The sequence below is a fragment of the Bacillus sp. AF62 genome (assembly GCF_050312695.1).
Classification (GTDB): domain Bacteria; phylum Bacillota; class Bacilli; order Bacillales; family Bacillaceae_G; genus Bacillus_A; species Bacillus_A cereus.
Window position 1 is genome coordinate 26,520 of the sequence record NZ_JBNPJZ010000091.1, and the last position, 22,983, is coordinate 49,502.

Consider the following 22,983-nt stretch of genomic DNA (forward strand, 5'->3'; position numbering starts at 1 on the left):
ATAATTTTTTTGAATAAAAGGCTGGCTCAAATTTTGGAGATAACCTTTTTTATTAATATTGTAGACGTATTTGTTGGTAATTCGATATAACTTCATTTACTACCGCGCTGTTCAAAAAAGTGCTAAAAAGTGTTTATAAAGAAATCGTATACAAAATCCCATTTAAAGCAAAAGAAGTACGGCCCGTTTCTTCAGAGACAACTAATATAAGTGCATCACTCTTTTCTGATAAGCCTATTGCAGCTCTGTGACGTGTTCCTAGCTCAGGATCAACTTCTGTACTTTTCGTTAAAGGAAGAATATTAGCAGCTGAGACTATATGATTATTTTTTACGAGAACGGCACCGTCATGAAGAGGGTTACCTGGGTAAAATATTGATTCGAGTAATGGCGCAGTTAAATGAGCGTTTAATGTCGTTCCAGTTTGAATGAAAGCTTCAAGCGTCTCATTTCGTTCCACAACGATAAGAGCACCATGTTTTCTAGCGCTTAAATGTTGGATAGCTGTCGTAATAAAAGATGAACTTTCCGTATAAGGTGATAAATATGCCTGAATATAGTATGTAGCTGCCAATGTTTGTACATTTGCTAACATATGATGAATATCTTCCATTTTGCATAAAATACATTCGTCTTCTTTATCGATTGCGTTTCTCATAATCGATAGTTCTTTTTCAGCAATTTCAATCATTTGCTTTGTTTGTATTTTGAGCTCTTCTGACAAGCCCCATTCGTGCATAATCCTCATTCCCTTTAGTGGAGTATTTAACCATAGTGTATACAAATATTCCTAGTAAAATCCTGCTAGATTTTATAAAATATTGAGATACAGCATGTTTTTTTCATATAATAAAGGTATGACGAGCGAGAGGAGAGAGAAGAATGAATTGGAAACAAGAATTTAGTCGCTGGCTTTCTTACGCACAATTAGATGCAGAATTAAAAGAACAGCTAGAAAATATGAAGCAAGATGAGAAGAAAATCGAGGATAGCTTTTATAAAAATCTAGAGTTTGGCACAGGTGGTATGCGTGGTGAACTTGGTGCTGGTACGAACCGTTTAAACGTATATACAGTTCGTAAAGCAACAAAAGGATTAGCAAGCTTTATTGAAAAATTAGGTGAGGAAGCGAAAAAACGCGGTGTTGTTGTAGCCTATGATTCTCGTCATAAATCACCTGAGTTCGCAATGGAAGTTGCTGCTACACTTGGGGCACGCGGTATTACAACATATGTGTTTGAAAGCTTACGTCCAACGCCAGTACTTTCTTTCGCAGTTCGTCATTTATATACAGTAAGTGGAATCGTTCTTACGGCAAGCCATAATCCACCTGAATATAACGGATACAAAGTATACGGTGAAGATGGTGGACAGTTACCTCCAAAAGAAGCAGATGAGTTAATTAGCTACGTAAATGCAGTAGAAGATGAATTAACAGTTGAAGTCGCTGATGTAGAGCAATTAAAAGCTGACGGTTTATTACATATTATTGGACAAGAAGTAGATGATGCATATGCTGCAGAATTGAACAATGTCATCATTAATAAAGAAATGGTGCAAAAGGTCGGCAAAGACTTAAAAATCGTCTTTACACCATTACACGGAACATCAAATATTTCTGTACGCCGTGGTTTAAAAGAAGTTGGATTTACAGATGTAACAGTTGTAAAAGAGCAAGAGTTACCAGATCCTAACTTCTCTACAGTAAAATCACCGAACCCAGAAGAGCACGCAGCGTTTGAGTATGCCATTCGTGATGGTGAAAAGGTAGGCGCAGATGTATTAATCGCAACTGATCCTGACGCAGATCGTCTAGGTGTAGCAGTGCGTAATCATAATGGTGAGTTCCAAGTATTAACAGGAAACCAAACAGGTGCATTAATGCTTGATTACTTACTATCTCAAAAGAAAGAAAACGGAACGCTTCCGGAGAACGGTGTCGTATTAAAAACAATCGTAACGTCTGAGATTGGTCGTACAATTGCGAAAGCATACGGTTTAGATACAGTTGATACGTTAACTGGATTTAAATTTATCGGTGAGAAAATTAGGCAGTATGAAGAAAGCGGACAATATGAATTCCAATTCGGTTATGAGGAAAGCTATGGTTATTTAATCCGCCCATTCTGCCGTGATAAAGATGCAGTACAATCTGTCCTATTTGCATGTGAAGTAGCTGCATACTACAAATCACAAGGGAAAACGTTATATGACGGTCTATTAGAAGTATTTGAGAAGTACGGTTTCTTCCGTGAAGACCTTGTATCGTTAACGTTAAAAGGAAAAGATGGAGCTGAAAAAATCCAAGAGATGATGGCAACGTTCCGTGAGAATCCTCCGAAAGAAGTAGCGGGCTTAACAGTCGTAGCAGTGGAAGACTATAAAGCAAGCATTGTTACGTCTTTACAAGATGGAAATAAAGAAGAGATTCACTTACCGAAATCAAATGTGTTAAAATATCAATTAGAGGATGGTTCATGGTTCTGCCTACGTCCATCTGGAACTGAACCGAAGATTAAGTTCTACTTCGGTGTACAAGATAGTTCTTTACAAAATAGTGAACAAAAGTTACTTACTATTAAAGAAGACATTATGAATCGTTTATAATACAAAGTAATTTTAAGTAGTAAGGAACAAAAGGGAGCGAAATCTCCCTTTTGTTTTATGTAGGAAATAATTGCTATTAATTCCGACAGGAGAGAGGGTATTTTGTGATGAAAAAAGTAAGAAAAGCGATAATCCCAGCAGCTGGATTAGGAACACGTTTTTTACCAGCAACGAAAGCAATGCCGAAAGAAATGTTACCGATAGTAGATAAACCAACGATCCAGTACATTGTAGAAGAAGCAGTGAAATCGGGCATCGAAGATATTATTATCGTTACTGGTAAAACAAAGCGTTCTATCGAAGATCATTTCGATAACGCATTTGAACTAGAGCAAAACTTATTAGAGAAGAAAAAATATGAGTTACTTGAAAAAGTACAAGCTTCTTCAAAAATGGTAGATATTCATTACATCCGTCAAAAAGAGCCGAAGGGGCTAGGGCATGCTGTTTGGTGCGCGCGTAAATTCATTGGTGATGAGCCGTTTGCAGTGTTACTAGGTGATGATATTGTCCAAGCTGAGAAACCATGTTTACGTCAATTAATGGATGAGTATGAAAAAACACTTTCTTCTGTTATTGGTGTACAAACTGTTCCAGAAAATGAAACACACCGTTACGGAATTATCGATCCATTAGAACAAGAAGGTCGTCGTTACCAAGTTCGCAATTTCGTTGAGAAACCAGCACAAGGTACAGCACCTTCAAACTTAGCAATTATGGGACGTTACATTTTAACGCCTGAAATCTTTATGTTCTTAGAACAGCAACATGTCGGTGCTGGTGGTGAAATTCAATTAACAGATGCAATCCAAAGCTTAAATGAAATTCAACGTGTATTTGCTTACGATTTCGAAGGAAAGCGCTACGACGTAGGTGAAAAGCTAGGATTTGTTCAAACGACAATTGAAATGGCCCTACAACACCCAGAATTACGTGATGACATGGTTGCGATGATGAAGAAAATTTTAGAAGAACAAGCGAATCAAGAGTCTTAATATAAAAAAAGAGTTATTGCAGCAAGCTGCAATAACTCTTTTTTATTATGAAATCGTCGAATGAGAATGCTGATAAGCAGAACGACGCACAGCATAGTATATGCGAGGGGCGATAATAGCACCGATAATTGTAAATGCAATATCTTTTACTGCAAACCACATCATAATCATCCAAGCAGCTTTATAGCTCATATTACCGCCCATAAAGAGATTGACTGCCCCGTACATGTAAGTAGTACCGATTATATAAGTTAAAATAATTCCTGTGAAAGAGGCAATCGCAAATGTAATGAATGTTGGTCTTTCTTTTTGTTCTACTAATTTTCCTGATACGTAAGCAACGATAATAAATGCGATAATAAAACCACCAGTAGGATCTAAAAGTGCTCCAAATCCAGCTTTGAAGTTAGCAAAGATTGGTGCGCCGGCTAAGCCAACGAGCATATATACAGTCATGGATAAGGCAGCAAGTCTACTTCCAAGAAGAAGACCTGCTAAAATTGCGAAAAATGGTTGCATAGATAATGGGATGCCTGCTACTTGTAAGAAAGGTGCCCAAGATACAATATTTGCACCGATGGCCATAAGAGCAACGAACATGGCAGCTAATGCTAAATCTAAAACATGTAATCTTCTCATAATGTTAACCTCCTGTTGTTTTTAGGTTAACATTATCGTAGCTAAAATATTTACTTGTTGTCAATCAAAATATTTTGATAAGAAGGCTTTAAATAGTCTCTTAACAACGTATATGGAATACGAAATTGCGGAATTCCACTTGAATACGGAGCAATCTCATATAAAGGGAAATAAATGACGAGATTGTCTGGCTCTAAAAAGAAGTGAAACTTTTTCATACTCATTACCTTTTCAGTTGCATCAGGAAAATAAATACTTTCATTTTGTTTAATTTGTCTTACAATCTCTGCACGAATTACATCTTTATATTTATCTTTTTGTTGAAATAAATCGTCTAAGTGCAGTAGCTTTTTTTCTTTTAAATCAAATGTATTTGCCTTCCACGTATAAAGACCGTGTGCTCCGCCAGTATATTGATAGTAATTCACATATAGGCTAAGAAAAGGTGGTTTGTTTAAAGAGACTTTATAATCAACATTTGCTACGTACGGATGAAATGGTGTACTAGATCCTTCTGTCTCTTTATAGTATTTTTTTGCTTCTTTTTCTAATTTGTTTTTAAATTTGTCAGTGGATTTTTTGTAGTATAAATTGAGCTTATTTTGAAATGTAGAGTCAGAAAAGTTGTGAAAAGAAGGCCTATTTATTTGATATTCTATATAAGGTTTCTTACCTTTTTGCGTTACAGTCTTAACATCGATTGTCAGGTTAGATGCTTTGGCTGTTATTGCACAATTTGGTACAATAGTCAGCAAGGAGAACATAAGCAGTAATATACAAAATTTCTGTTTCATTTAGGTGAAGCCTCCTTATATAAGTGTTATAAGTAGTTTGAAAATAAATAGGTAAAATTATACATTTAATTAAAGCAAGAGAAGGAGGAAGCGATATGGCAAAAACTTTAATGGATTCACTTGGAATTGAGTTGTTAGAGATGACAGAAGATAAGGTGGTTGCTACGATGCCTGTTGATGAGCGTACGCATCAGCCATTTGGATTTTTACACGGCGGTGCATCGGTTGCATTAGCAGAAACAGTGGCAAGTGTTGGTTCATACAATTTAATTGATCAAGAAAAATGTATTTGTTTCGGATTAGAAATTAATGCAAACCACATTCGCTCAAAGAAAGATGGAATTGTAACAGCGATCGGAACACCGATACATAGAGGACAATCGACAATGGTTTGGGATGTTCGTATTATTGATGAAAATGATGATTTACTATGTATATCAAGATGTACAGTAGCAATGAAAGAAAAACGTGAAAAGTAAAAAAGAGGCGCTCTTATGAGCAGCCTCTTTTTCTTATAATTAGAACTGGATTTTCTTCTCTAAGAAACCTTTTAGTTCGCTAATTGGCATACGAACTTGTTCCATTGTATCACGGTCACGTACTGTAACAGCTTTGTCTTCAACTGAGTCGAAGTCGTATGTGATACAGAATGGTGTACCGATTTCGTCTTGACGACGGTAACGTTTACCGATAGAACCAGTTTCATCAAAGTCTACCATGAAGTCTTTAGCTAATTCTGCGAATACTTCAGTAGCACCTTCAGATAGCTTTTTAGATAATGGTAAGATAGCTGCTTTGTATGGTGCTAAAGCAGGGTGGAAACGAAGAACTGTACGAGAATCGTTTTCTAATTGCTCTTCTTCATATGCATCACATAAGAATGCTAATGTTACACGGTCTGCGCCTAAAGATGGCTCGATGCAGTATGGTACGTAACGCTCATTCGTTTGTGGATCGATATAGTTAAAGTCTTCGTTTGAGTGTTCCATGTGACGTTTTAAGTCGAAGTCTGTACGAGATGCAACGCCCCAAAGTTCGCCCCAACCGAATGGGAATTTGAATTCAATGTCAGTTGTTGCATTACTATAGTGAGATAACTCTTCTTCACCGTGGTCACGAAGACGCATGCTCTCTTCAGTCATACCAAGTGAAAGTAACCAGTTTTTACAAGTTTCACGCCAGAATGCGAACCACTCTAAATCTTCACCAGGCTTACAGAAGAATTCAAGTTCCATTTGTTCGAATTCACGTGTACGGAATGTGAAGTTACCAGGCGTGATTTCGTTACGGAAACTCTTACCGATTTGGCCAATACCAAATGGAAGCTTTTTACGCATAGAGCGTTGAACGTTTTTGAAGTTTACGAAAATACCTTGTGCTGTTTCAGGACGAAGGAAGATTTCGTTTGTGCTAGACTCTGTAACACCTTGGAATGTTTTGAACATTAAGTTGAACTGACGGATTTCAGTGAATTCTTCACTACCGCAATCAGGACATTTTACTTCATGTTCTTTCATTAAGTCAGCCATTTGGTCGAAAGTAAGACCATCAACAACCATTTCGATGCCTTTTGCATCTAAAGCATCCTCAATTAATTTGTCAGCACGGTGACGAGCTTTACATTTTTTACAGTCGATCATTGGATCGTTGAAGTTACCAACGTGACCAGAAGCGATCCAAGTTTTAGGGTTCATTAAAATAGCTGCGTCTAAACCAACGTTGTATGGAGATTCTTGAATGAATTTTTTCCACCAAGCTTTTTTAACGTTATTTTTTAATTCGATTCCAAGTGGACCGTAATCCCAAGTGTTTGCAAGACCACCGTAAATTTCAGAACCAGGGAAAACAAAACCGCGATGTTTCGCTAAGTTTACAACTTGTTCCATTGAATACATAAGAAAATCCTCCTTTTGAAAGTTAACGTATTGGCGATGACATACTCTGATACTTTGGAAACGAGCAGTATAGCTAAAAAGAACATAAAAAAACGCTCATCCCAAGGCTATTTGCCTAGGGACGAGCGTTTGCCCGCGGTTCCACCCTAGTTGATACACAAAAGGTGCATCCACTTTATCATGTATTGCTCGGGACTGCCGTTTCCTTGCGGCTTCAGGCTTTCACTATCCCTGAATCGCTTTTTATGCAAGTACTTATAAGTCCGTCATCGCTACTTATATTAGTAATAATGAACATATTCTAACACGTTCTTTTTTAAATCTCAATAGAGGAACGCGTCTATCTATGATAGAGTCTCGCCTATTTTTTCATTATTTATTCCGTAATTTTCTTTAATATGCTTAATTGCTTCACGCTTACTTAATGGAGCGAGCTCGTTGTTTTGCACGTATTCCCAAACTACATCCGGATTTGTTTTTGCATATTCACGAAGGACCCAGCCAATCGCTTTTTGAATGAAAAATTCTTTTGAAGAATGTAGTTGTCCAATAATCCAGAAAAGAAGTTCCTCATCCATCTTTTGTTTATATTTCAGTTGGAATAAAATAGCGGCGCGTTGTAACCATATGTTATCTGATGCAATCCATTTTGGAATATAAGCAGAAATCAATTCTGGGTGTTTTAAAAAGATAGTACCTAAGAATGTAGGGACGATGCTATCGACAGAGTCCCACCAAGATTTTGTGACAATAAGTTCTTCTAAGAAGGGGATATGAGTTTCGTTTATATGCTTTTTATATTTTTGCATAATATCAAGTGCGGCCGCTTGGAATTCACGTTCTGGTAAGTCCCAAAGCTCACGTACGATAATTTGGAAGTCTTTTTTATCTGGGAGAGTATGTATTTGAATGACGTCTTTTAATAATTGGCGTCTTTCCGGTGTTTGAATACCTAGAAATGGGAAGTGATTTTTCATATAACGAGCCATAGGTTCTGCTTTTTCAGGATTTTTATGAGCTGTGAAATGCTCTTGTAATGCTTTTACAAATGGATGCATAAGTGTTTCTCCTCTCTTATTCTCTTTCTTCTCTTATTATACAAAGAGTTTGGATAAATTTTAAAACATAACTTGCAATGTAATGAAATATGTTGAAAGTAGAGAGGAGAGGATAAGATGGAGGATCAAGGCGTACTAGCAGGTTTCTTTGCTCTTAGTTTTGCGTTTATTCTTGTTATATTGATTTGGGCAATTATTTCATATTTGTTAACGGCTTTTGCACTTTATTCGATGGCGAAAAATGATGGTGCAACGGACGGGGTGCTTGCGTTTATTCCGTTTTTGAATAGTAAGACGTGGGGTGACTTAGCGAAAGATAAATTACCAGATTTTTTGAAAGAAGAAGCAGGGTGGAAAGTATTCGGTATATATGTTGCATGTTTCATTTTTAATTTCGTACCAATTATAAGTTTACTAGCAACAGCTGTATCGATTGTATTATCTATTTATCTTATCTACGCTATTTTAGACAGATATGGAACGAACTCTATATTATTTACGATTATTCATGTAATCACATTTTCGGTGTTCTTACCGATTCATTTATTTATTATTCGAAATGAACCGGTGAGATATAAAGAGTAGATTTTTCGTTTTTGTTGATAAGTCGATATATTTTAGATATAAGTAAAAAAGCGCCCTGATTATCAGAGCGCTCTTTTTACTACATAAGGTAGCGTAAATAAATATAAATGTGAGAAATGATTAATGAAACGATCATAATTGGGAAACCGACTTTTAGGAATTCCATGTAACTAAATTTATGTCCTTCGCGGCTCGCAATACCTGCAACGATTACGTTAGCAGAAGCTCCGATTAATGTTCCGTTTCCACCGAGACAAGCACCTAGTGCTAATGCCCACCATAATACATCGATTTGTGCGTCAGATGGTGATAAGCCTAGCCCGACAGCCATATCGTTAATAAGTGGAATCATTGTTGCGACGAATGGGATGTTATCAATTGTTGCAGAGGCGATACCAGATACCCATAAAATAAGGATGGATGCGTAAGAAATATCTCCGCCTGTTATACCAATTACTTTTTGAGCTAACATTTTAATAAGACCGATATCGATAAGTCCTCCAACAAGTACGAATAGCCCTGCGAAGAAGAAGATTGTTACCCACTCTACGCTTGCAAATACTTCTTCAATTTCATGCTCTTTCACACCAATTAACATAAGTACAGTAGCACCAGTTAAGGCAATGATAGCCGCATCAATATGGAAAATAGAATGAGTCATGAAACCTACAATCGTAAGTCCAAGCACCGTTAAAGATTTTTTCATTAATACTGGATCTTTAATGTATTGTTTTTCATCTAAGCTCATTAATTTTTTAACCTGTACAGGATCGGCAATTAATTGTTTACGGTACATGAAGTAAAGTATGGTTGCTGTAACGCCAATAATAATAATTACGATTGGTGCTAGATTCAATAGGAAAGCATTGAAGTCTAAATGCTTATTGGCAGAACCAATCATAATGTTAGGTGGATCACCAATTAATGTTGCCGTTCCCCCAATGTTTGAAAAAATAATTTCAGAAAGTAAATATGGAACAGGATTTACTTGCAGTATGCGCGTAATAGATAAAGTAACTGGAACAACAAGAAGTACAGTTGTAACGTTATCTAAAAATGCGGAGCCAAGCGCGGTAAGTAGGGAAAGGGAAATTAAAATTTTAATTGGATTTCCTTGTGCCCCTTTTGCTGCTTTAATGGCAACGTATTGGAAAACACCTGATTTACTCGTAATGTTCACCAAAATCATCATACCGATGAGTAGCGTAATCGTTCCCCATTCAATATGTTTCGTAAAGGCGTTATGTAAATCGACGACCCCCACAATTACCATGAATGCTGCACCAAGAAGTGCGATGACAGCGCGATTAATTTTTTCAGAAATAATAATGGCATATGTAATTAAAAAGACTGCGATAGCAAAATAATACTGCCAGTTAGCGAGTTCTTGCGTTGTTTCGTGCAAAAATCTCATCTCCTTTCATTCATTTTTCTTAGTGTGTCAAATATTAACTAGATGAAACACACATAACGTCATTATAAAGTAGAAAAACTGCGGATGTAAATGAAAGGAGGGATTTTGTCATATTTTCTGCATAGGTCATTTTTTCTTATTTTTTAAAATATTTGTGGGCATTTGACATATATATAAGATACATCCAATCTGAATATTTAAAATGGAATTAGCATTCGAGCTTGTTCGTGTAGGAGTGTCAAATAGAAAGGAATGATAAAAATGATAAGGAAGGGATCGTATGGATGAACAACGATTTTTATTTTTAGACTTTGAGTTTACGATGCCCCAGCATAGAAAGAAACCGAAAGGATTTTTTCCGGAAATTATTGAGGTAGGACTCGTTTCAGTTGCTGGCCGTAAGGTGGAAGATACGTATTCATCACATGTCAGGCCGAAAACATTTCCCTCTTTAACGGATCGATGTAAGAAGTTTTTAGGAATAAAACAAGAAGTCGTGGATAAAGGGATTTCATTTCCTGAACTCGTTAAGAAGCTTGCGGAATACGAAACGAAATGTAAACCGACAATTGTAACGTGGGGAAATATGGATATGAAAGTGCTGAAGCATAATTGTGAAATGGCAGGGATAGCTTTTCCATTCTTCGGACAGTGTCGTGATTTATCGCTTGAGTATAAGAAGTTTTTTGGAGAAAGAAATCAAACAGGATTATGGAAAGCAATTGAGGCGTACGGAAAAGTAGGGACAGGGAAGCATCATTGTGCGCTTGATGATGCGATGACGACGTACAATATTTTTAAACTAGTAGAAAAAGATAAAGAGTATTTAGTAAAACCAGCACCTCCAACATTAGGAGAACTCGTTGATTTTTCAAAAGTGTTAAAGAAAGTGAGCACACAGTAACGACCAAATTGCACATTATGTAATTTGGTCGTTTTGTTTTTTAAAGTTTGTAGTCTTTCTTTAACTGTTCTAATGTTTCTAGACTACGCTCTGCAAAAGGTGAATCATCTTCAGAAAATGAATTCATTTGGGTTTCTAATGCTAATTTTAGTGACTCGGTATAATCCGGAATTTCTCCTTCATATTTTTTCACCATTTGCTCTGGAATGTTCGTCTGTTCACGGAAAGCTAAAGCGCGTCTTTCATGGAAAAATGGTACGTCAGCTTGTTTTACGTTATGTAAGTCACCTTGCACCGGATGTTTTAAAACAGCTAATACTTTTACGACGTAACTGCCAGGGCGGCTATTTGTAACTTCGCCGATGTATTTGCCAGTTTTATAAATACCAGTAACGATTTCACCAATTTCAAATGTTTCTCTCATATTTTTCACCTCAAGTTTATAGTAAGGAAAGTAGGAGAAGGAGTCAAAGAAATCATTCACTTTCGGAACGCCCCCTTGAGAATATGGATAGGTTCCACTATAATTTAAAGTTATATAACAGAAAATTCTGATGTTTTACAAATCCTATAATAAGGAGTGTTCTATATGATGCCTTTATATTTTCCGGAAGATAAAACAGAATATATTATTCCAGGGATTGTTTGCGTGCTATTTATAATTGGTGCCGTTGCTACGTGGCGTATGTTCATTCGTGTATCAAAACGCGAAGCGGAGCGATTACAGAAAGTTGAAGAAAAACTATTAGCTGAAAAGAAACAGTAACGCATTTTTGTATGTTTCCCTCTATGCTCGGACAATCTAAGGGCAGAATATATTTTGGAGGGAATGGAATGAAGAAACGGCTTTTTTTCAGTTGTTGTTTATTATTTCTGATGGCAGGTTGTGACCAAGGAAAGCCGAAAGAAATTGAAGTGAAATTACATAATGCTTCAGGAGATGAAGTAGGGACTGCGAAAGTAGTGCAGCAAACAAGTGGCGTGAAAATTACGATTAAAGGAGAAGGTTTCACGCCAGGACCACACGGACTACATGTACATGAAATCGGAGAGTGTAAGGCACCTCGTTTTGAATCATCCGGGAATCATTTTAATCCTGATGATAAAAAACATGGTCTTCTTAATCCGAAGGGTGCAGAAAACGGTGATTTACCGAACGTAGTTGCAGATGGTTCTGGGAAGATTAAAGCGGAAATCGATGCACCTCACATCACACTTGAAGAAGGAAAAACGACGATTCATAGAAAAGATGGAGCGTCTATTATTATTACAGAAAACCCTGATGATGGTATGACACAACCGACAGGTAAATCAGGCGATCGAATTGCTTGTGGTGTAATTGTAAAAAAAGCAGCGGATATGAAGAAAAAGTAAAAGCTACCGTGCTGGTAGCTTTTTTTGTGTAGTATAAGTGAAAATATATCAGCGATTATTGGAATATATCGACCGTAACTTGAAATATATCGACTTACCGACAAAATATGACAAAGGAGTCTGTCCAAGAATGATTAGGGGACAGACTCCTCTATTATTATGAAAACGTATGACGCAGTCTGTTCAAAATTTCTTCTAAAACAGATCGTGGACAGCCGATGTTAATTCGAATATGTTCTTCGCCACCTAACCCGTATTTCTCACCAGGTTCAACGATGATTTTTCCTTTTTCCTCAAGTAATGCAGTACGCTCGTTTTGAGAAAGCTTTAGACGAGAACAATCAATCCATAATAAAAAGCTACCTTCTGGCTTCGTTACGGAAAGAGCAGGTATGTGAGTTTTAATATATTCACAAGCAAATTGAGCATTATCTTCTATATATAATCGAATTTCGTTTAACCAATCATTACATTCTGTATAGGCACTTTGCATCGCTGTGTAGGCAAAGATATTTAACCCGTGGAAGCCTTGTCTATATTGGATAGCTGTAAAGGCGTGACGGAGTTTTTCGTTTGGAATGATAATAATCGAAGCTTGTAATCCAGCGATATTAAATGTTTTACTTGGAGCCATACAAGTGATAGTGCGCTCTGCTAATTCTTCAGATAAGGAAGCGAACGGCGTATGTGTATGGTCTGCATAAATGATATCGGAATGAATTTCATCCGCGACAACGATAACGTCATATTTAGTACATAACAATCCGAGCTGCACAAGTTCCTCTTTCGTCCAAACGCGTCCGATTGGGTTATGAGGGCTACAAAGAAGCATGAGTTTGACACCTTGCTGAAACTGCTTTTCTAAATGCTCGAAGTCTATCACATATGTATCATTTTGTTTCTGTAATGGACTCACGCATAACTGCCTGTTGTTTGTTGTGACCATTTCGAAAAATGGAGGATAAATAGGTGGTTGTACGAGAACGGATTCGTTTTCTTTTGTGAAAGCCTGTATGCTCGTACTAAGAGCTGGAACGATTCCCGCGCTAAAAACAATCCATTCTTTTTGAATGTCCCAGTTATATTGTTTTTTTGTCCAGTTACAAATAATATCTCCAATATTTTCGGGAGGAAGTGTATAGCCGAAAATAGGATGCTCAATACGTTTCTTTAAAGCAGTTTGAATTTGTGTTGGTACTTCAAAATCCATATCAGCAATCCAAGCATGGATAAGTTCTTCGTTTTTATATGTATCCCATTTTATACTATGCGTTCCACGTCGATTGATTGCTTTATGAAATAGTTGCATACGTTTGCCCCCTTCTTCTGTAAAACCAATAAGTTATGAAAGTTCTCTCTCTTCTTATAGAATAGCTGATGTGATAGGATAAAGAAAAGTATTAAAAAGTGAAAAGGCGGGAAGCGAATGGGTACATATGAAAAGATGATAGAGGTTGTGAAGAATTGGGATCCGTTTCAAATGGGACCGGAGTTTTATGAAACAGAAGCGAGCGATGTTGTGAACGTCATAAGTGTGTTTGATGATCCAAAATACATCGCAAAGAAGATTCAACATATATACTTTATGTCTTTTGAGGAAGTACCTGCGCTTGAAAAATGTGAGAAATTAGCTGTGGAATTACTTGTAATAAAAGAAGGCGGAAGCTGTTCATTATAGGCTGTCGGAATTTCCGACGGCCTTTTTTATATTATCCCACTATTTGCCGGGGAGTAAGACCCCCACCTCAAAATTCAGCAGAAGCAAAGAAGTTAGGTGGGGGCTAATTAAAGTTTCACTTTATTGCGCAGAAAAAGCGATAATTTCTTCATAAACATGTTCAGGCTTTTCTTCAGGTAGTAAATGTCCTGTATTTTCGTAAGAAATAAATTTTGAATTCGGTAAATCTTTGTGTAGACGATGACCTACATGTACAGGGACGACGCGGTCTTTTTCACCCCAAATGAGTAGTGTAGGTGTTTCGATTTTTTGTAATTCAGTTGAAGATAAGTCACCTTCACGGTCTCGTATCATGCGAGTTAAAGCGGGAAATATACGGTCGTCATAAAAAGGAGCGGAGTAACCTTTTTTCATTTCATCGTCAATTAATGAGTGATCATGAACGACATTCATTAAGTTATGAACGATACCGCGTCTAATAATCCAGTTCTTTACATATAAATGAAAGAACGGTAAATAAGAAGAGTATAGTAAAGGTAAGGTTGCGCGTGCTAAATAGCTAGAGCTACATAGTAAAATCGTTTTTGAAATGAGTTCAGGACGTATACGGTTTACATAGAGAGAAATTTGCCCACCCATAGAGTGCCCAACTAATACAATGTTTGAGAGAGATAAATGTTCAATTAAATCAATAATAATCGTTGCTAAATTGTGATAAGAATACTTAAACAGATGAGACTTATCACTTTTTCCGAACGGTGGTAAATCAAGAGCAATCACTGTTCCTGCTTTCGATAGTAAGGGAATGAGACGACGGTAACTGAATGAGGAAGATAAAAAGCCGTGAACGAGTACGAAAGTAGGACGTTCTGTTTTGTTATCGTGTTCATACAATTCGTAATGAATAGTAGTGCCGCGAGTGGAAAAAGTGAAATAAGGACAAGTATATTCGTGATTCATTTTTTGTCACTCCATTGATTTTTGTTCATATCATCTCCAAGGAAGAAGAAAATATGTTAACAAAAAAAGGCAAGATGACGACGTCATCTTGCCTTTCGTTTATTCAGTATTACCCGCGAACAATATTAGGCGGTGTTTTTCCTTGTAATCCTGCAACTAAATTTTCAGCGGCGGTCATAGCCATTTGCTGCCTAGTTTTTAATGTTGCAGATCCGATGTGTGGTAAAGTCACAACATTTTGTAATGATAAGAGTGGATTATCTTTTTGAATCGGCTCTTGTGTAAATGTATCGATACCTGCTGCAAAGATTTTCTTTTCTGTTAAAGCATGGATTAACGCTTCTTCATCTACTGTTTTCCCGCGAGAAGCATTAATGAAGATTGCTGTTTCTTTCATTAATGAAAATTCCTTTTCTCCGATAAGGTGATATGTTTCATCTGTTAATGGAGTAAGAAGAACAATAAAGTCAGACTGCTTCAGTAGCGTCTGTAAATCACAATATGTAGCATCGAATTTTTGTTCAGCTTCTTCTTTACGACGGCGGTTATAGTAAAGAACATTCATATCAAATCCGAATTTTGCTCGTTTTGCAACGGCTTCTCCAATTCGGCCCATACCGATAATACCAATTGTGCTATGGTGTACATCTAGTCCGAAGTGTTCTTTTCCGATTTCAGCGTTCCATTCACCATTTTTCACGTAAGAATCGAGTTCGCAAACGCGGCGCCCAGCTGATAGCATAAGGGCGAAAACGAGATCAGCTACTGTATCATCTAATACATATGGTGTATTCGTTCCGATAACATTTCGGTTTTTCATCGCTTGTAAATCAAAATTATCGTAACCGACAGAAATGTTGCTCACTACTTTTAAGTTAGGAGCCACTGTCAGTAATTCTTCATTAATAGCAGATCCGAAATTTAATAACCCATCTTTATCTTGTATTTTCTCTAATAGAACATCACGAGGTACTTTCTCATTTTGATCCCATTTTTCATAATCACAGTGTTCTGATAAATAGTTTTCTACAAATGTTGGAACTGGTTCAGCAATATAAACTTTTGGTTTCACGGTTCCATCCCCTTTCGCTTTATCACGCATTTTTCCGCTGATTAAAGTTTCACTTTATTTTGACATAATTCAATAGAAAAATCTTCTTTTCAAACTGGAAAGGGTATTTGTATAATTTAAACACAAACGAAAAGGAAGGATGATTTATATGGTGACAGAAAAAGAATTAGAATTATTAGCTTGTCTTGAAAAGAGTAGTAGATTATCTGTAGATACATTAGCGAAGCTGTTAAATATAGAGGTAGAAGAAGTAAAGAAGATGGTTGCGAGGTTAGAAAATGAAAAGATTATTGTGGATTATGTAACACATATTGATTGGACGAAGGTGAAAGAACATACAGGTTTAACGGCAATGATCGATGTGAAAGTTACGCCAAAGCATGGCGTTGGGTTTGATGCGGTTGCTGAACAAATTTATCGTTATTCAGAAGTGAAATCCGTTTATTTAATGTCAGGGACATATGATCTTTCTATTACATTAGAAGGGAAAACGATGGGGGAAGTAGCGATGTTTGTTTCTGAGAAATTAGCAACAATTGAATCTGTTGTTTCTACAACTACTCATTTCATTTTGAAGAAGTATAAACATGAGGGCGTTATTTATGAAAAAGACGATGATGATAAGCGAATTGTGGTGACACCATGAAGCAATTTGAACTATCTAGATCAGCAGAATCTTTAAAACCATCTGGTATTCGAAAATTTTTTGATTTAGCAGCAAATATGAAAGGCGTTATTTCCCTCGGGGTAGGAGAGCCGGATTTTGTTACACCTTGGAATGTAAGGCAAGCATGTATTCGTTCTTTGGAACAAGGGTATACGTCATATACAGCAAATGCAGGATTATTAGAGCTCCGTCAAGAAATAGCAAAGTATCTAAAAAAACAATTTGCAGTATCTTATGATCCAAGTGATGAAATCATTGTTACAGTTGGAGCGAGCCAGGCGTTAGATGTAGCGATGCGCGCCATTATAAATCCTGATGATGAAGTGCTCATTATTGAACCGAGCTTCGTTTCTTATGCACCACTTGTGACATTAGCTGGAGGAGTTCCGGTTCCTGTGGCGACTACGTTAGAAAACGAGTTTAAAGTACAACCAGAACAAATTGAAGCAGCTATTACAGCGAAAACAAAGGCAATTTTGCTTTGTTCACCAAATAACCCGACAGGTGCAATGCTAAATAAATCCGAGCTTGAAGAAATAGCAGTGATTGTTGAGAAGTACAATTTAATCGTATTATCTGATGAAATTTATGCAGAACTTGTATACGACGAAGTATATACAAGTTTCGCGAGTATTAAAAATATGCGTGAGCATACGATTTTAATTTCAGGATTTTCAAAAGGATTTGCGATGACAGGATGGCGCCTCGGTATGATTGCAGCTCCTGTTCAATTTTCAGAATTAATGCTCAAAATCCATCAGTATTCAATGATGTGTGCACCGACGATGTCTCAGTTTGCAGCACTTGAGGCGTTACGCGCAGGGAACGATGAAGTAATTCGAATGAGAGATAGCTATAAGAAGCGTCGTAACTTCATGACGACATCTTTCAATGAAATGGGCTTAACGTGTCATGTGCCGGGCGGAGCATTTTATGTTTTTCCTGCTATATCTTCAACCGGATTATCTTCATCGGAATTTGCAGAACAGTTATTGTTGGAAGAAAAAGTGGCCGTTGTCCCTGGTAGCGTATTTGGCGAAAGTGGTGAAGGATTTATTCGTTGTTCATATGCGACGTCGCTTGAACAACTTATGGAAGCGATGAAGAGAATGGAACGATTTGTAGAAAATAAAAAAAGGACAAAACGTAATACGTTTTGTCCATAAAAGGGGGGGAATACTAGAAAGCCATGTGTTAGTAGTCTATCCCAATATTGGAGAATTATACTTCTTTAAGGGAAATTTTTCATGAATTTTGAATGAGTTCTGTCATAGTGGTATAATTTACTAATATAAGGTATACGCATTCTAGATATCATTATCTAGAATGCGTACTAACCAATCGGATATTTAAAATAAATATATCTGCTTTGCTCTCTATAATTGTAGAGAGAATGGTAAACGTATGGGAGTGTTTCATATGTCAGAACAATATACAACAGGAGTGGTTGTAACAGGGAAAGTGACTGGAATTCAAGATTACGGTGCATTTGTAGCGTTAGATGCAGAAACACAAGGACTTGTGCATATATCTGAAATTACAAATGGATATGTAAAGGATATTCATGACTTTTTAAAAGTCGGCGATACAGTAGAAGTAAAGGTACTTTCAATTGATGAAGAGCACAGAAAAATGAGTTTATCGTTAAAAGCGGCGAAAAGAAAACAAGGAAGGATTCTTATACCGAACCCATCTGAAAACGGATTTAATACGCTGCGAGAAAAGTTGGCAGAATGGATTGAAGAGTCCGAGTTAACAAAGTAAAAGAGGAACGCATATGAGCGTTCCTCTTTTACTTTATCTTATGATATATATTTGCAAATATGATTGCATGCAATCATATTCGTATGTCGGAGGTGAAAGGACATACTGATTATCGAATTTCGTTTGTTTCTGGGTGCGTACCAAGATTTTCAGATGGTTTAAACAGTAAACCAAGATTGATAAGCCCAGATATACCAACGATGCCGTAAATAATACGTGCAAGAGCTGAATTTTGTCCACCAAAAATGGCTGCTACTAAGTCAAACTGGAAAAATCCGATTAGTCCCCAGTTCACAGCGCCAATTACAGTAAAGACTAATGCGATACGTTGCAAAGTACTCATGAAAAAGCCCCCCTTAATTGTGAAGCATGAGCAAGCGATGAGTTAATTAACTCTTTTATAGAATGGGGTAGTTATATTGTTTTTATACATAAAAAATGTTCGAAAGAGGATGTATATACATCTATACCGAAAAATGAGAATTTTTATGCAAAAAATGAACTTTTTCTAAAAAATATATATTGGTTACGTTTACAATGGTTGAATCGCTTGATTTACAACTTCAGTTTCGCTAAAGTGAATACAGAAATACATATCCATAATTGGAGGGAAAAAGATGAGTACACATGTAACGTTCGACTATTCTAAAGCGTTATCCTTCATCGGTGAACATGAAATCACTTATTTACGTGATGCAGTGAAAGTAACACATCATGCAATCCACGAAAAAACTGGAGCTGGGAACGATTTCCTTGGGTGGGTAGACCTTCCGCTTCAATATGACAAAGAAGAATTCGCTCGCATTCAAAAATGCGCAGAAAAAATTAAAAACGACTCTGACATTTTACTTGTTGTAGGTATTGGTGGTTCTTACCTAGGAGCACGCGCAGCAATCGAAATGTTAAGCCATTCTTTCTACAACACGCTATCTAAAGAACAACGTAAAACTCCACAAGTGCTATTTGTTGGACAAAACATTAGCTCCACTTACATGAAAGATTTAATGGACGTATTAGAAGGTAAAGACTTCTCTATTAACGTTATTTCCAAATCAGGTACAACAACAGAGCCAGCACTAGCATTCCGTATTTTCCGTAAGTTATTAGAAGAGAAGTATGGAAAAGAAGAAGCTCGCAAACGTATTTATGCAACTACAGATAAAGCACGTGGTGCATTAAAAACATTAGCTGATAACGAAGGTTACGAAACATTCGTTATTCCAGATGATGTTGGAGGACGTTTCTCTGTATTAACGCCAGTTGGTTTATTACCAATCGCAGTAAGTGGCTTAAATATTGAAGAGATGATGAAAGGTGCAGCTGCTGGTCATGATGACTTCGGAACATCAGAACTAGCAGAAAACCCAGCTTACCAATACGCAGTAGTTCGTAACGCTTTATACAATAAAGGAAAAACAATTGAAATGCTTGTTAACTATGAGCCAGCACTTCAATACTTCGCTGAGTGGTGGAAACAGTTATTTGGTGAAAGTGAAGGAAAAGATCAAAAAGGTATTTTCCCATCTTCAGCAAACTTCTCAACTGACTTACACTCATTAGGTCAATACGTTCAAGAAGGTCGTCGTGACTTATTTGAAACAGTTCTTAAAGTAGGTAAATCTACACATGAACTAACAATCGAATTAGAAGACAACGATTTAGACGGATTAAACTACCTTGCTGGTGAAACTGTAGACTTCGTAAACACAAAAGCATACGAAGGTACATTACTTGCACATAGCGACGGGGGAGTACCAAATTTAATCGTAAATATTCCTGAATTAAATGAGTACACATTCGGTTACCTTGTATACTTCTTCGAAAAAGCATGTGCGATGAGCGGCTACTTATTAGGCGTAAATCCATTTGACCAACCTGGCGTAGAAGCATACAAGAAAAACATGTTTGCTTTACTTGGTAAACCAGGATTTGAAGAATTAAAAGCAGAATTAGAAGAGCGTTTAAAATAATAAAAAGCGACCGGATTCCGGTCGCTTTTTATTATTTTATCGAAAAGTCCATCAGTATATTCAAACTAGAGTGGGTATGCTAAAGGAAAAGTCTTGGAGGGATGGACTTGATTCCGATTCAATCAAATTTAGAAGGACGTACATATGCGTTATATAAATTAGAAGAGGTTATGAAACCACTTGGATATAGTATTGGTGGTAATTGGGATTATGATAAAGGATGCTTCGATTACAAAATCGATGAAGAAGATGGGTATCAATTTTTACGAGTGCCGTTTACAGCAGTAGATGGTGAACTAGATGTACCTGGTGTAGTAGTCCGTCTTGAAACGCCGTATATTCTTTCGCACGTATATCAAGACGAACTAGATGATAATGTGAATACTTTAACCGCGGGAACGAGTGGGATGGATCAATTTGCTGAACCGAAAGATCCAGATGCAGAAGTGAAAAGAAAATATATCAATATTGGAAAAGTGCTCATGCGGGAACTAGAAAAACATTTTCTTAATGGTGAATAACAATGAGTACGTCGCTTTCGATAAGAATGAAAGTATGGACTGGGTTAATCATATATTGATCGTCGCGCTTTATACCTAGTAAGAGAATGTTTTGTTTTAAAAGGGTATAGCTACAATTTGCAAAGGTTTGTCCGGTGCAGGACGGAGAAAGCTCCATCAGTTGTAATTTATTATCAGAGATTTCATCGTAAAGTGAGAATAGTACACCTGAAATAGAAGGGAATAAAAGAGAAGCGGTAAATACATAACTCGTTAATTTATTTCCTTCTATAATTTCTGACGCGCCAGCTCTCGTTGCATTTTGAATTTGTTCAGTAGTAAGTAGTTCTGCGATGCAGTGAATGTTTGGATTGAGTCCTTTTGCAGTTAAAATATTTAAAATGGATTGTGTATCTGCTAAGCTTTCGTTCTTTTCTTTATCCGCTGTTATTAATATGGTGTGTGCCGTTTTAATATTAGCTTTTAATAAAGTTTGATCGTGGTGCGGACAACCTTTTATAAATTCTAAATGATGAAATGGTTTTGGGAGTAAAGAAAGTGTTTCATCAATTAAAACGATATCAAGGTTTGGTTGTAATACATGCATTTGCTTTACAACATGTTTTGCACGCTCATTCCAGCCAACGATAATCATATGACCGTTAGAGGTAGCGGCTTCTTCACCTTTAATTTTCATATATTGTTTACTGATCATCTCAGTAGCGAATAGAACCATATAATAAGAACAAAAGCCAGTTCCTAATAAAATAATACTTATACCTATTAGTTTTCCTATCGTTGTATGGGGAGCAAAGTCGCCATATCCAACTGTAAAAATGGTAACGATTGACCACCAAATTCCGTCAAACCATGTAGTGAAATGAGAGGGTTCTAATCTATGTATAAGAAAACCAGAAAAAGCAGTGAATACAATAATAAAACAAATTAAACGAAAAATAATGGAATCACGAAATGTATCTACTAAATTCGGACGGGATTTCAATAGTAAATTCCTCCTTGTTTTGCAGGACTACATTCATTGTTACCATTATAGAAAAAAGAAAAACTCTCTAATTAAAGAGAGTTTGTTTTATGCTACATACTTTCCACTTCAGTTTGTTGGACACTTTCAAGATGTTGAAGAGCATAGTAAACATCAGCAGTAGGTCTTTTTTGATCAATGGACAGTTTAAGATGTAAATAGTGAGAACCGTTTTCTAATGTTTTAAGCTTCATATTCTTAACTTTTATATCCATTTCCTTTATTTCTTCAATTACGATTGGGATATTGTCCATATTTCGTACAACAAGTTTCACAGCGATATCACGTTGACGAAATGACCTAGGGCCTACATATTTCATCGCGAGTGGTATAAGTTCGACACTAATCATAAGGAAACACATTCCGAAAATCGCCTCGATATAGAAACCAGCTCCAACGGCAATACCAATACCAGAAGCACCCCAGATCATAGCGGCAGTCGTGAGTCCTGCAATGCTATCGTTGCCTCTTCTTAAAATTACGCCAGCACCTAAAAAACCAATTCCTGATACAATTTGAGCGGCAAGTCGAAGTGGATCCATATTCATATGATCGGTATGTGGTAAGTTATAAGCTGCTTTAATAGAAACAATCGTTAGGAGGCAACTAATAATAGAAATAACTAAACACGTTTTTAAACCAAGTGGTTTCCGTTTTAATTCGCGTTCTAAACCAATGGCAAACCCTAAAATAGCCGAGAGACCTAGTTTGATTAATAAATCGGTATAGTCCATATATATTCCTCCTTGTATGATATGGTATATGAATAAAACGCTTAGTATAGAAAGAAACGTTTTTTGATAGAGTAACTTTATATAAAATATATGTAGGAATTACTCATACATGAAAGAGATATTTCGTTTAAGTATATGATATTAAAAAAGAAATGTGGGCAGTTTTAAAAAAAGTTTATAAAAGGTGTTGCATTTCATTTTTCACCATGATATATTAATAACCGTCGCTGATGCGGAAACGCAGAAAACGACAAAAAAAAGAAATTGAAAAACTTAGTTGACATCGAAAAACGAAGATGTTAACATAAGGAAGTCGCAAATGAGCGACCAA

The 22,983-nt window shown here is 36.6% G+C and carries 26 protein-coding genes; 13 read left to right on the top strand and 13 right to left on the bottom strand.

The window, feature by feature from the left end; genetic code table 11:
* Positions 1-133: 133 nt before the first annotated feature.
* A complete protein-coding gene (gene cdaS, locus ACQRBL_RS24530) occupies positions 134-739 on the bottom strand; it encodes a sporulation-specific diadenylate cyclase CdaS (protein ID WP_000545250.1) in 606 nt (201 codons plus the stop codon).
* Positions 740-882: 143 nt separating this feature from the next.
* On the opposite strand from cdaS, the gene ACQRBL_RS24535 reads away from it, so the two are divergent.
* Complete coding sequence (locus tag ACQRBL_RS24535) at positions 883-2,607, top strand: phospho-sugar mutase (RefSeq protein ID WP_023523269.1); 1,725 nt, start codon at positions 883-885, stop codon at positions 2,605-2,607.
* A 107-nt stretch (positions 2,608-2,714) separates the two neighbouring features.
* Positions 2,715-3,602: a UTP--glucose-1-phosphate uridylyltransferase GalU gene (gene galU / locus ACQRBL_RS24540; RefSeq protein ID WP_030029053.1), complete on the top strand. Its 888-nt coding sequence runs from the start codon at positions 2,715-2,717 to the stop codon at positions 3,600-3,602.
* A 45-nt stretch (positions 3,603-3,647) separates the two neighbouring features.
* On the opposite strand, the gene ACQRBL_RS24545 is transcribed toward galU, so the two are convergent.
* Together ACQRBL_RS24545 and ACQRBL_RS24550 are read right to left on the bottom strand one after the other, a co-directional pair.
* Entirely contained in the window at positions 3,648-4,241 is a 594-nt protein-coding gene (locus ACQRBL_RS24545; RefSeq protein WP_097920885.1) for a biotin transporter BioY, read from the bottom strand.
* Positions 4,242-4,291: 50 nt separating this feature from the next.
* The gene (locus tag ACQRBL_RS24550; protein WP_000810334.1) at positions 4,292-5,035 is read right to left on the bottom strand and encodes a DUF3298 and DUF4163 domain-containing protein; all 744 of its coding nucleotides are present in this window, start codon (positions 5,033-5,035) and stop codon (positions 4,292-4,294) included.
* A 95-nt stretch (positions 5,036-5,130) separates the two neighbouring features.
* Between ACQRBL_RS24550 and ACQRBL_RS24555 the strand changes: the two genes are divergently transcribed.
* On the top strand, positions 5,131-5,514 hold the full coding sequence (locus ACQRBL_RS24555) for a hotdog fold thioesterase (protein WP_411996392.1): 384 nt from the start codon (positions 5,131-5,133) through the stop codon (positions 5,512-5,514).
* A gap of 39 nt (positions 5,515-5,553) precedes the next feature.
* On the opposite strand, the gene ACQRBL_RS24560 is transcribed toward ACQRBL_RS24555, so the two are convergent.
* Both ACQRBL_RS24560 and ACQRBL_RS24565 read right to left on the bottom strand, forming a co-directional pair.
* Positions 5,554-6,930: a glycine--tRNA ligase gene (locus ACQRBL_RS24560; RefSeq protein WP_000287154.1), complete on the bottom strand. Its 1,377-nt coding sequence runs from the start codon at positions 6,928-6,930 to the stop codon at positions 5,554-5,556.
* Positions 6,931-7,274: 344 nt separating this feature from the next.
* Entirely contained in the window at positions 7,275-7,988 is a 714-nt protein-coding gene (locus tag ACQRBL_RS24565) for a DNA alkylation repair protein (protein WP_023523268.1), read from the bottom strand.
* 117 nt (positions 7,989-8,105) lie between these two features.
* Between ACQRBL_RS24565 and ACQRBL_RS24570 the strand changes: the two genes are divergently transcribed.
* Complete coding sequence (locus ACQRBL_RS24570; protein ID WP_000390061.1) at positions 8,106-8,573, top strand: hypothetical protein; 468 nt, start codon at positions 8,106-8,108, stop codon at positions 8,571-8,573.
* 79 nt (positions 8,574-8,652) lie between these two features.
* Here ACQRBL_RS24570 and ACQRBL_RS24575 read toward each other — a convergent pair whose 3' ends face one another.
* A complete protein-coding gene (locus ACQRBL_RS24575) occupies positions 8,653-9,978 on the bottom strand; it encodes an ArsB/NhaD family transporter (protein WP_000545210.1) in 1,326 nt (441 codons plus the stop codon).
* Between the two features lie 289 nt (positions 9,979-10,267).
* Between ACQRBL_RS24575 and kapD the strand changes: the two genes are divergently transcribed.
* Positions 10,268-10,891 carry a 3'-5' exonuclease KapD gene (gene kapD / locus ACQRBL_RS24580; RefSeq protein ID WP_000344360.1) on the top strand — a complete coding sequence of 208 codons (624 nt, stop codon included), beginning with the start codon at positions 10,268-10,270 and terminating at the stop codon, positions 10,889-10,891.
* Between the two features lie 40 nt (positions 10,892-10,931).
* Here kapD and ACQRBL_RS24585 read toward each other — a convergent pair whose 3' ends face one another.
* A complete protein-coding gene (locus ACQRBL_RS24585; RefSeq protein WP_001209343.1) occupies positions 10,932-11,315 on the bottom strand; it encodes a kinase-associated lipoprotein B in 384 nt (127 codons plus the stop codon).
* Between the two features lie 165 nt (positions 11,316-11,480).
* Between ACQRBL_RS24585 and ACQRBL_RS24590 the strand changes: the two genes are divergently transcribed.
* Together ACQRBL_RS24590 and sodC are read left to right on the top strand one after the other, a co-directional pair.
* Positions 11,481-11,657: a hypothetical protein gene (locus tag ACQRBL_RS24590; RefSeq protein WP_000982763.1), complete on the top strand. Its 177-nt coding sequence runs from the start codon at positions 11,481-11,483 to the stop codon at positions 11,655-11,657.
* A 68-nt stretch (positions 11,658-11,725) separates the two neighbouring features.
* Entirely contained in the window at positions 11,726-12,265 is a 540-nt protein-coding gene (gene sodC, locus ACQRBL_RS24595) for a superoxide dismutase [Cu-Zn] (protein WP_023523265.1), read from the top strand.
* Positions 12,266-12,422: 157 nt separating this feature from the next.
* Here sodC and ACQRBL_RS24600 read toward each other — a convergent pair whose 3' ends face one another.
* A complete protein-coding gene (locus ACQRBL_RS24600; protein ID WP_001175830.1) occupies positions 12,423-13,574 on the bottom strand; it encodes a MalY/PatB family protein in 1,152 nt (383 codons plus the stop codon).
* Between the two features lie 117 nt (positions 13,575-13,691).
* On the opposite strand from ACQRBL_RS24600, the gene ACQRBL_RS24605 reads away from it, so the two are divergent.
* Positions 13,692-13,943 carry a YugE family protein gene (locus ACQRBL_RS24605; RefSeq protein WP_000537641.1) on the top strand — a complete coding sequence of 84 codons (252 nt, stop codon included), beginning with the start codon at positions 13,692-13,694 and terminating at the stop codon, positions 13,941-13,943.
* Between the two features lie 120 nt (positions 13,944-14,063).
* On the opposite strand, the gene ACQRBL_RS24610 is transcribed toward ACQRBL_RS24605, so the two are convergent.
* Positions 14,064-14,903, bottom strand: a complete 840-nt coding sequence (locus tag ACQRBL_RS24610) for an alpha/beta fold hydrolase (protein ID WP_001015204.1) — start codon at positions 14,901-14,903, stop codon at positions 14,064-14,066.
* Positions 14,904-15,012: 109 nt separating this feature from the next.
* Entirely contained in the window at positions 15,013-16,005 is a 993-nt protein-coding gene (locus tag ACQRBL_RS24615) for a 2-hydroxyacid dehydrogenase (protein ID WP_002094180.1), read from the bottom strand.
* A gap of 118 nt (positions 16,006-16,123) precedes the next feature.
* Between ACQRBL_RS24615 and ACQRBL_RS24620 the strand changes: the two genes are divergently transcribed.
* The 3 genes from ACQRBL_RS24620 (at position 16,124) to yugI (ending at position 18,406) form a co-directional block, all read left to right on the top strand.
* Entirely contained in the window at positions 16,124-16,621 is a 498-nt protein-coding gene (locus tag ACQRBL_RS24620; RefSeq protein WP_000255696.1) for an Lrp/AsnC family transcriptional regulator, read from the top strand.
* The gene (locus ACQRBL_RS24625) at positions 16,618-17,808 is read left to right on the top strand and encodes an aminotransferase (RefSeq protein WP_411996393.1); all 1,191 of its coding nucleotides are present in this window, start codon (positions 16,618-16,620) and stop codon (positions 17,806-17,808) included. The genes ACQRBL_RS24620 and ACQRBL_RS24625 overlap by 4 nt, the downstream gene beginning before the upstream one ends.
* 253 nt (positions 17,809-18,061) lie before the next feature.
* Positions 18,062-18,406, top strand: a complete 345-nt coding sequence (gene yugI, locus ACQRBL_RS24630) for a S1 domain-containing post-transcriptional regulator GSP13 (RefSeq protein WP_000003764.1) — start codon at positions 18,062-18,064, stop codon at positions 18,404-18,406.
* 109 nt (positions 18,407-18,515) lie between these two features.
* Here yugI and ACQRBL_RS24635 read toward each other — a convergent pair whose 3' ends face one another.
* Complete coding sequence (locus ACQRBL_RS24635) at positions 18,516-18,749, bottom strand: DUF378 domain-containing protein (protein ID WP_000105788.1); 234 nt, start codon at positions 18,747-18,749, stop codon at positions 18,516-18,518.
* A gap of 274 nt (positions 18,750-19,023) precedes the next feature.
* On the opposite strand from ACQRBL_RS24635, the gene ACQRBL_RS24640 reads away from it, so the two are divergent.
* Together ACQRBL_RS24640 and ACQRBL_RS24645 are read left to right on the top strand one after the other, a co-directional pair.
* Positions 19,024-20,376: a glucose-6-phosphate isomerase gene (locus ACQRBL_RS24640; RefSeq protein ID WP_000103663.1), complete on the top strand. Its 1,353-nt coding sequence runs from the start codon at positions 19,024-19,026 to the stop codon at positions 20,374-20,376.
* A 107-nt stretch (positions 20,377-20,483) separates the two neighbouring features.
* On the top strand, positions 20,484-20,897 hold the full coding sequence (locus ACQRBL_RS24645; RefSeq protein WP_000612347.1) for a YugN-like family protein: 414 nt from the start codon (positions 20,484-20,486) through the stop codon (positions 20,895-20,897).
* Here the strand turns inward: ACQRBL_RS24645 and ACQRBL_RS24650 are convergent.
* Positions 20,884-21,879, bottom strand: a complete 996-nt coding sequence (locus tag ACQRBL_RS24650; protein WP_000842316.1) for a potassium channel family protein — start codon at positions 21,877-21,879, stop codon at positions 20,884-20,886. The two genes, ACQRBL_RS24645 and ACQRBL_RS24650, sit on opposite strands and share 14 nt — an antisense overlap.
* 92 nt (positions 21,880-21,971) lie before the next feature.
* Positions 21,972-22,652 carry an MgtC/SapB family protein gene (locus ACQRBL_RS24655; protein ID WP_000386677.1) on the bottom strand — a complete coding sequence of 227 codons (681 nt, stop codon included), beginning with the start codon at positions 22,650-22,652 and terminating at the stop codon, positions 21,972-21,974.
* Between the last annotated feature and the right edge of the window lie 331 nt (positions 22,653-22,983).

What these genes read in the sequence shown, in the direction of transcription:
- cdaS (WP_000545250.1), bottom strand. Translation starts at nt 739, where the DNA reads ATGCACGAATGGGGCTTGTCAGAAGAGCTCAAAATACAAACAAAGCAA.
- ACQRBL_RS24535 (WP_023523269.1), top strand. Translation starts at nt 883, where the DNA reads ATGAATTGGAAACAAGAATTTAGTCGCTGGCTTTCTTACGCACAATTA.
- galU (WP_030029053.1), top strand. Translation starts at nt 2,715, where the DNA reads ATGAAAAAAGTAAGAAAAGCGATAATCCCAGCAGCTGGATTAGGAACA.
- ACQRBL_RS24545 (WP_097920885.1), bottom strand. Translation starts at nt 4,241, where the DNA reads ATGAGAAGATTACATGTTTTAGATTTAGCATTAGCTGCCATGTTCGTT.
- ACQRBL_RS24550 (WP_000810334.1), bottom strand. Translation starts at nt 5,035, where the DNA reads ATGAAACAGAAATTTTGTATATTACTGCTTATGTTCTCCTTGCTGACT.
- ACQRBL_RS24555 (WP_411996392.1), top strand. Translation starts at nt 5,131, where the DNA reads ATGGCAAAAACTTTAATGGATTCACTTGGAATTGAGTTGTTAGAGATG.
- ACQRBL_RS24560 (WP_000287154.1), bottom strand. Translation starts at nt 6,930, where the DNA reads ATGTATTCAATGGAACAAGTTGTAAACTTAGCGAAACATCGCGGTTTT.
- ACQRBL_RS24565 (WP_023523268.1), bottom strand. Translation starts at nt 7,988, where the DNA reads ATGCATCCATTTGTAAAAGCATTACAAGAGCATTTCACAGCTCATAAA.
- ACQRBL_RS24570 (WP_000390061.1), top strand. Translation starts at nt 8,106, where the DNA reads ATGGAGGATCAAGGCGTACTAGCAGGTTTCTTTGCTCTTAGTTTTGCG.
- kapD (WP_000344360.1), top strand. Translation starts at nt 10,268, where the DNA reads ATGGATGAACAACGATTTTTATTTTTAGACTTTGAGTTTACGATGCCC.
- ACQRBL_RS24585 (WP_001209343.1), bottom strand. Translation starts at nt 11,315, where the DNA reads ATGAGAGAAACATTTGAAATTGGTGAAATCGTTACTGGTATTTATAAA.
- ACQRBL_RS24590 (WP_000982763.1), top strand. Translation starts at nt 11,481, where the DNA reads ATGATGCCTTTATATTTTCCGGAAGATAAAACAGAATATATTATTCCA.
- sodC (WP_023523265.1), top strand. Translation starts at nt 11,726, where the DNA reads ATGAAGAAACGGCTTTTTTTCAGTTGTTGTTTATTATTTCTGATGGCA.
- ACQRBL_RS24600 (WP_001175830.1), bottom strand. Translation starts at nt 13,574, where the DNA reads ATGCAACTATTTCATAAAGCAATCAATCGACGTGGAACGCATAGTATA.
- ACQRBL_RS24605 (WP_000537641.1), top strand. Translation starts at nt 13,692, where the DNA reads ATGGGTACATATGAAAAGATGATAGAGGTTGTGAAGAATTGGGATCCG.
- ACQRBL_RS24610 (WP_001015204.1), bottom strand. Translation starts at nt 14,903, where the DNA reads ATGAATCACGAATATACTTGTCCTTATTTCACTTTTTCCACTCGCGGC.
- ACQRBL_RS24615 (WP_002094180.1), bottom strand. Translation starts at nt 16,005, where the DNA reads ATGCGTGATAAAGCGAAAGGGGATGGAACCGTGAAACCAAAAGTTTAT.
- ACQRBL_RS24620 (WP_000255696.1), top strand. Translation starts at nt 16,124, where the DNA reads ATGGTGACAGAAAAAGAATTAGAATTATTAGCTTGTCTTGAAAAGAGT.
- ACQRBL_RS24625 (WP_411996393.1), top strand. Translation starts at nt 16,618, where the DNA reads ATGAAGCAATTTGAACTATCTAGATCAGCAGAATCTTTAAAACCATCT.
- yugI (WP_000003764.1), top strand. Translation starts at nt 18,062, where the DNA reads ATGTCAGAACAATATACAACAGGAGTGGTTGTAACAGGGAAAGTGACT.
- ACQRBL_RS24635 (WP_000105788.1), bottom strand. Translation starts at nt 18,749, where the DNA reads ATGAGTACTTTGCAACGTATCGCATTAGTCTTTACTGTAATTGGCGCT.
- ACQRBL_RS24640 (WP_000103663.1), top strand. Translation starts at nt 19,024, where the DNA reads ATGAGTACACATGTAACGTTCGACTATTCTAAAGCGTTATCCTTCATC.
- ACQRBL_RS24655 (WP_000386677.1), bottom strand. Translation starts at nt 22,652, where the DNA reads ATGGACTATACCGATTTATTAATCAAACTAGGTCTCTCGGCTATTTTA.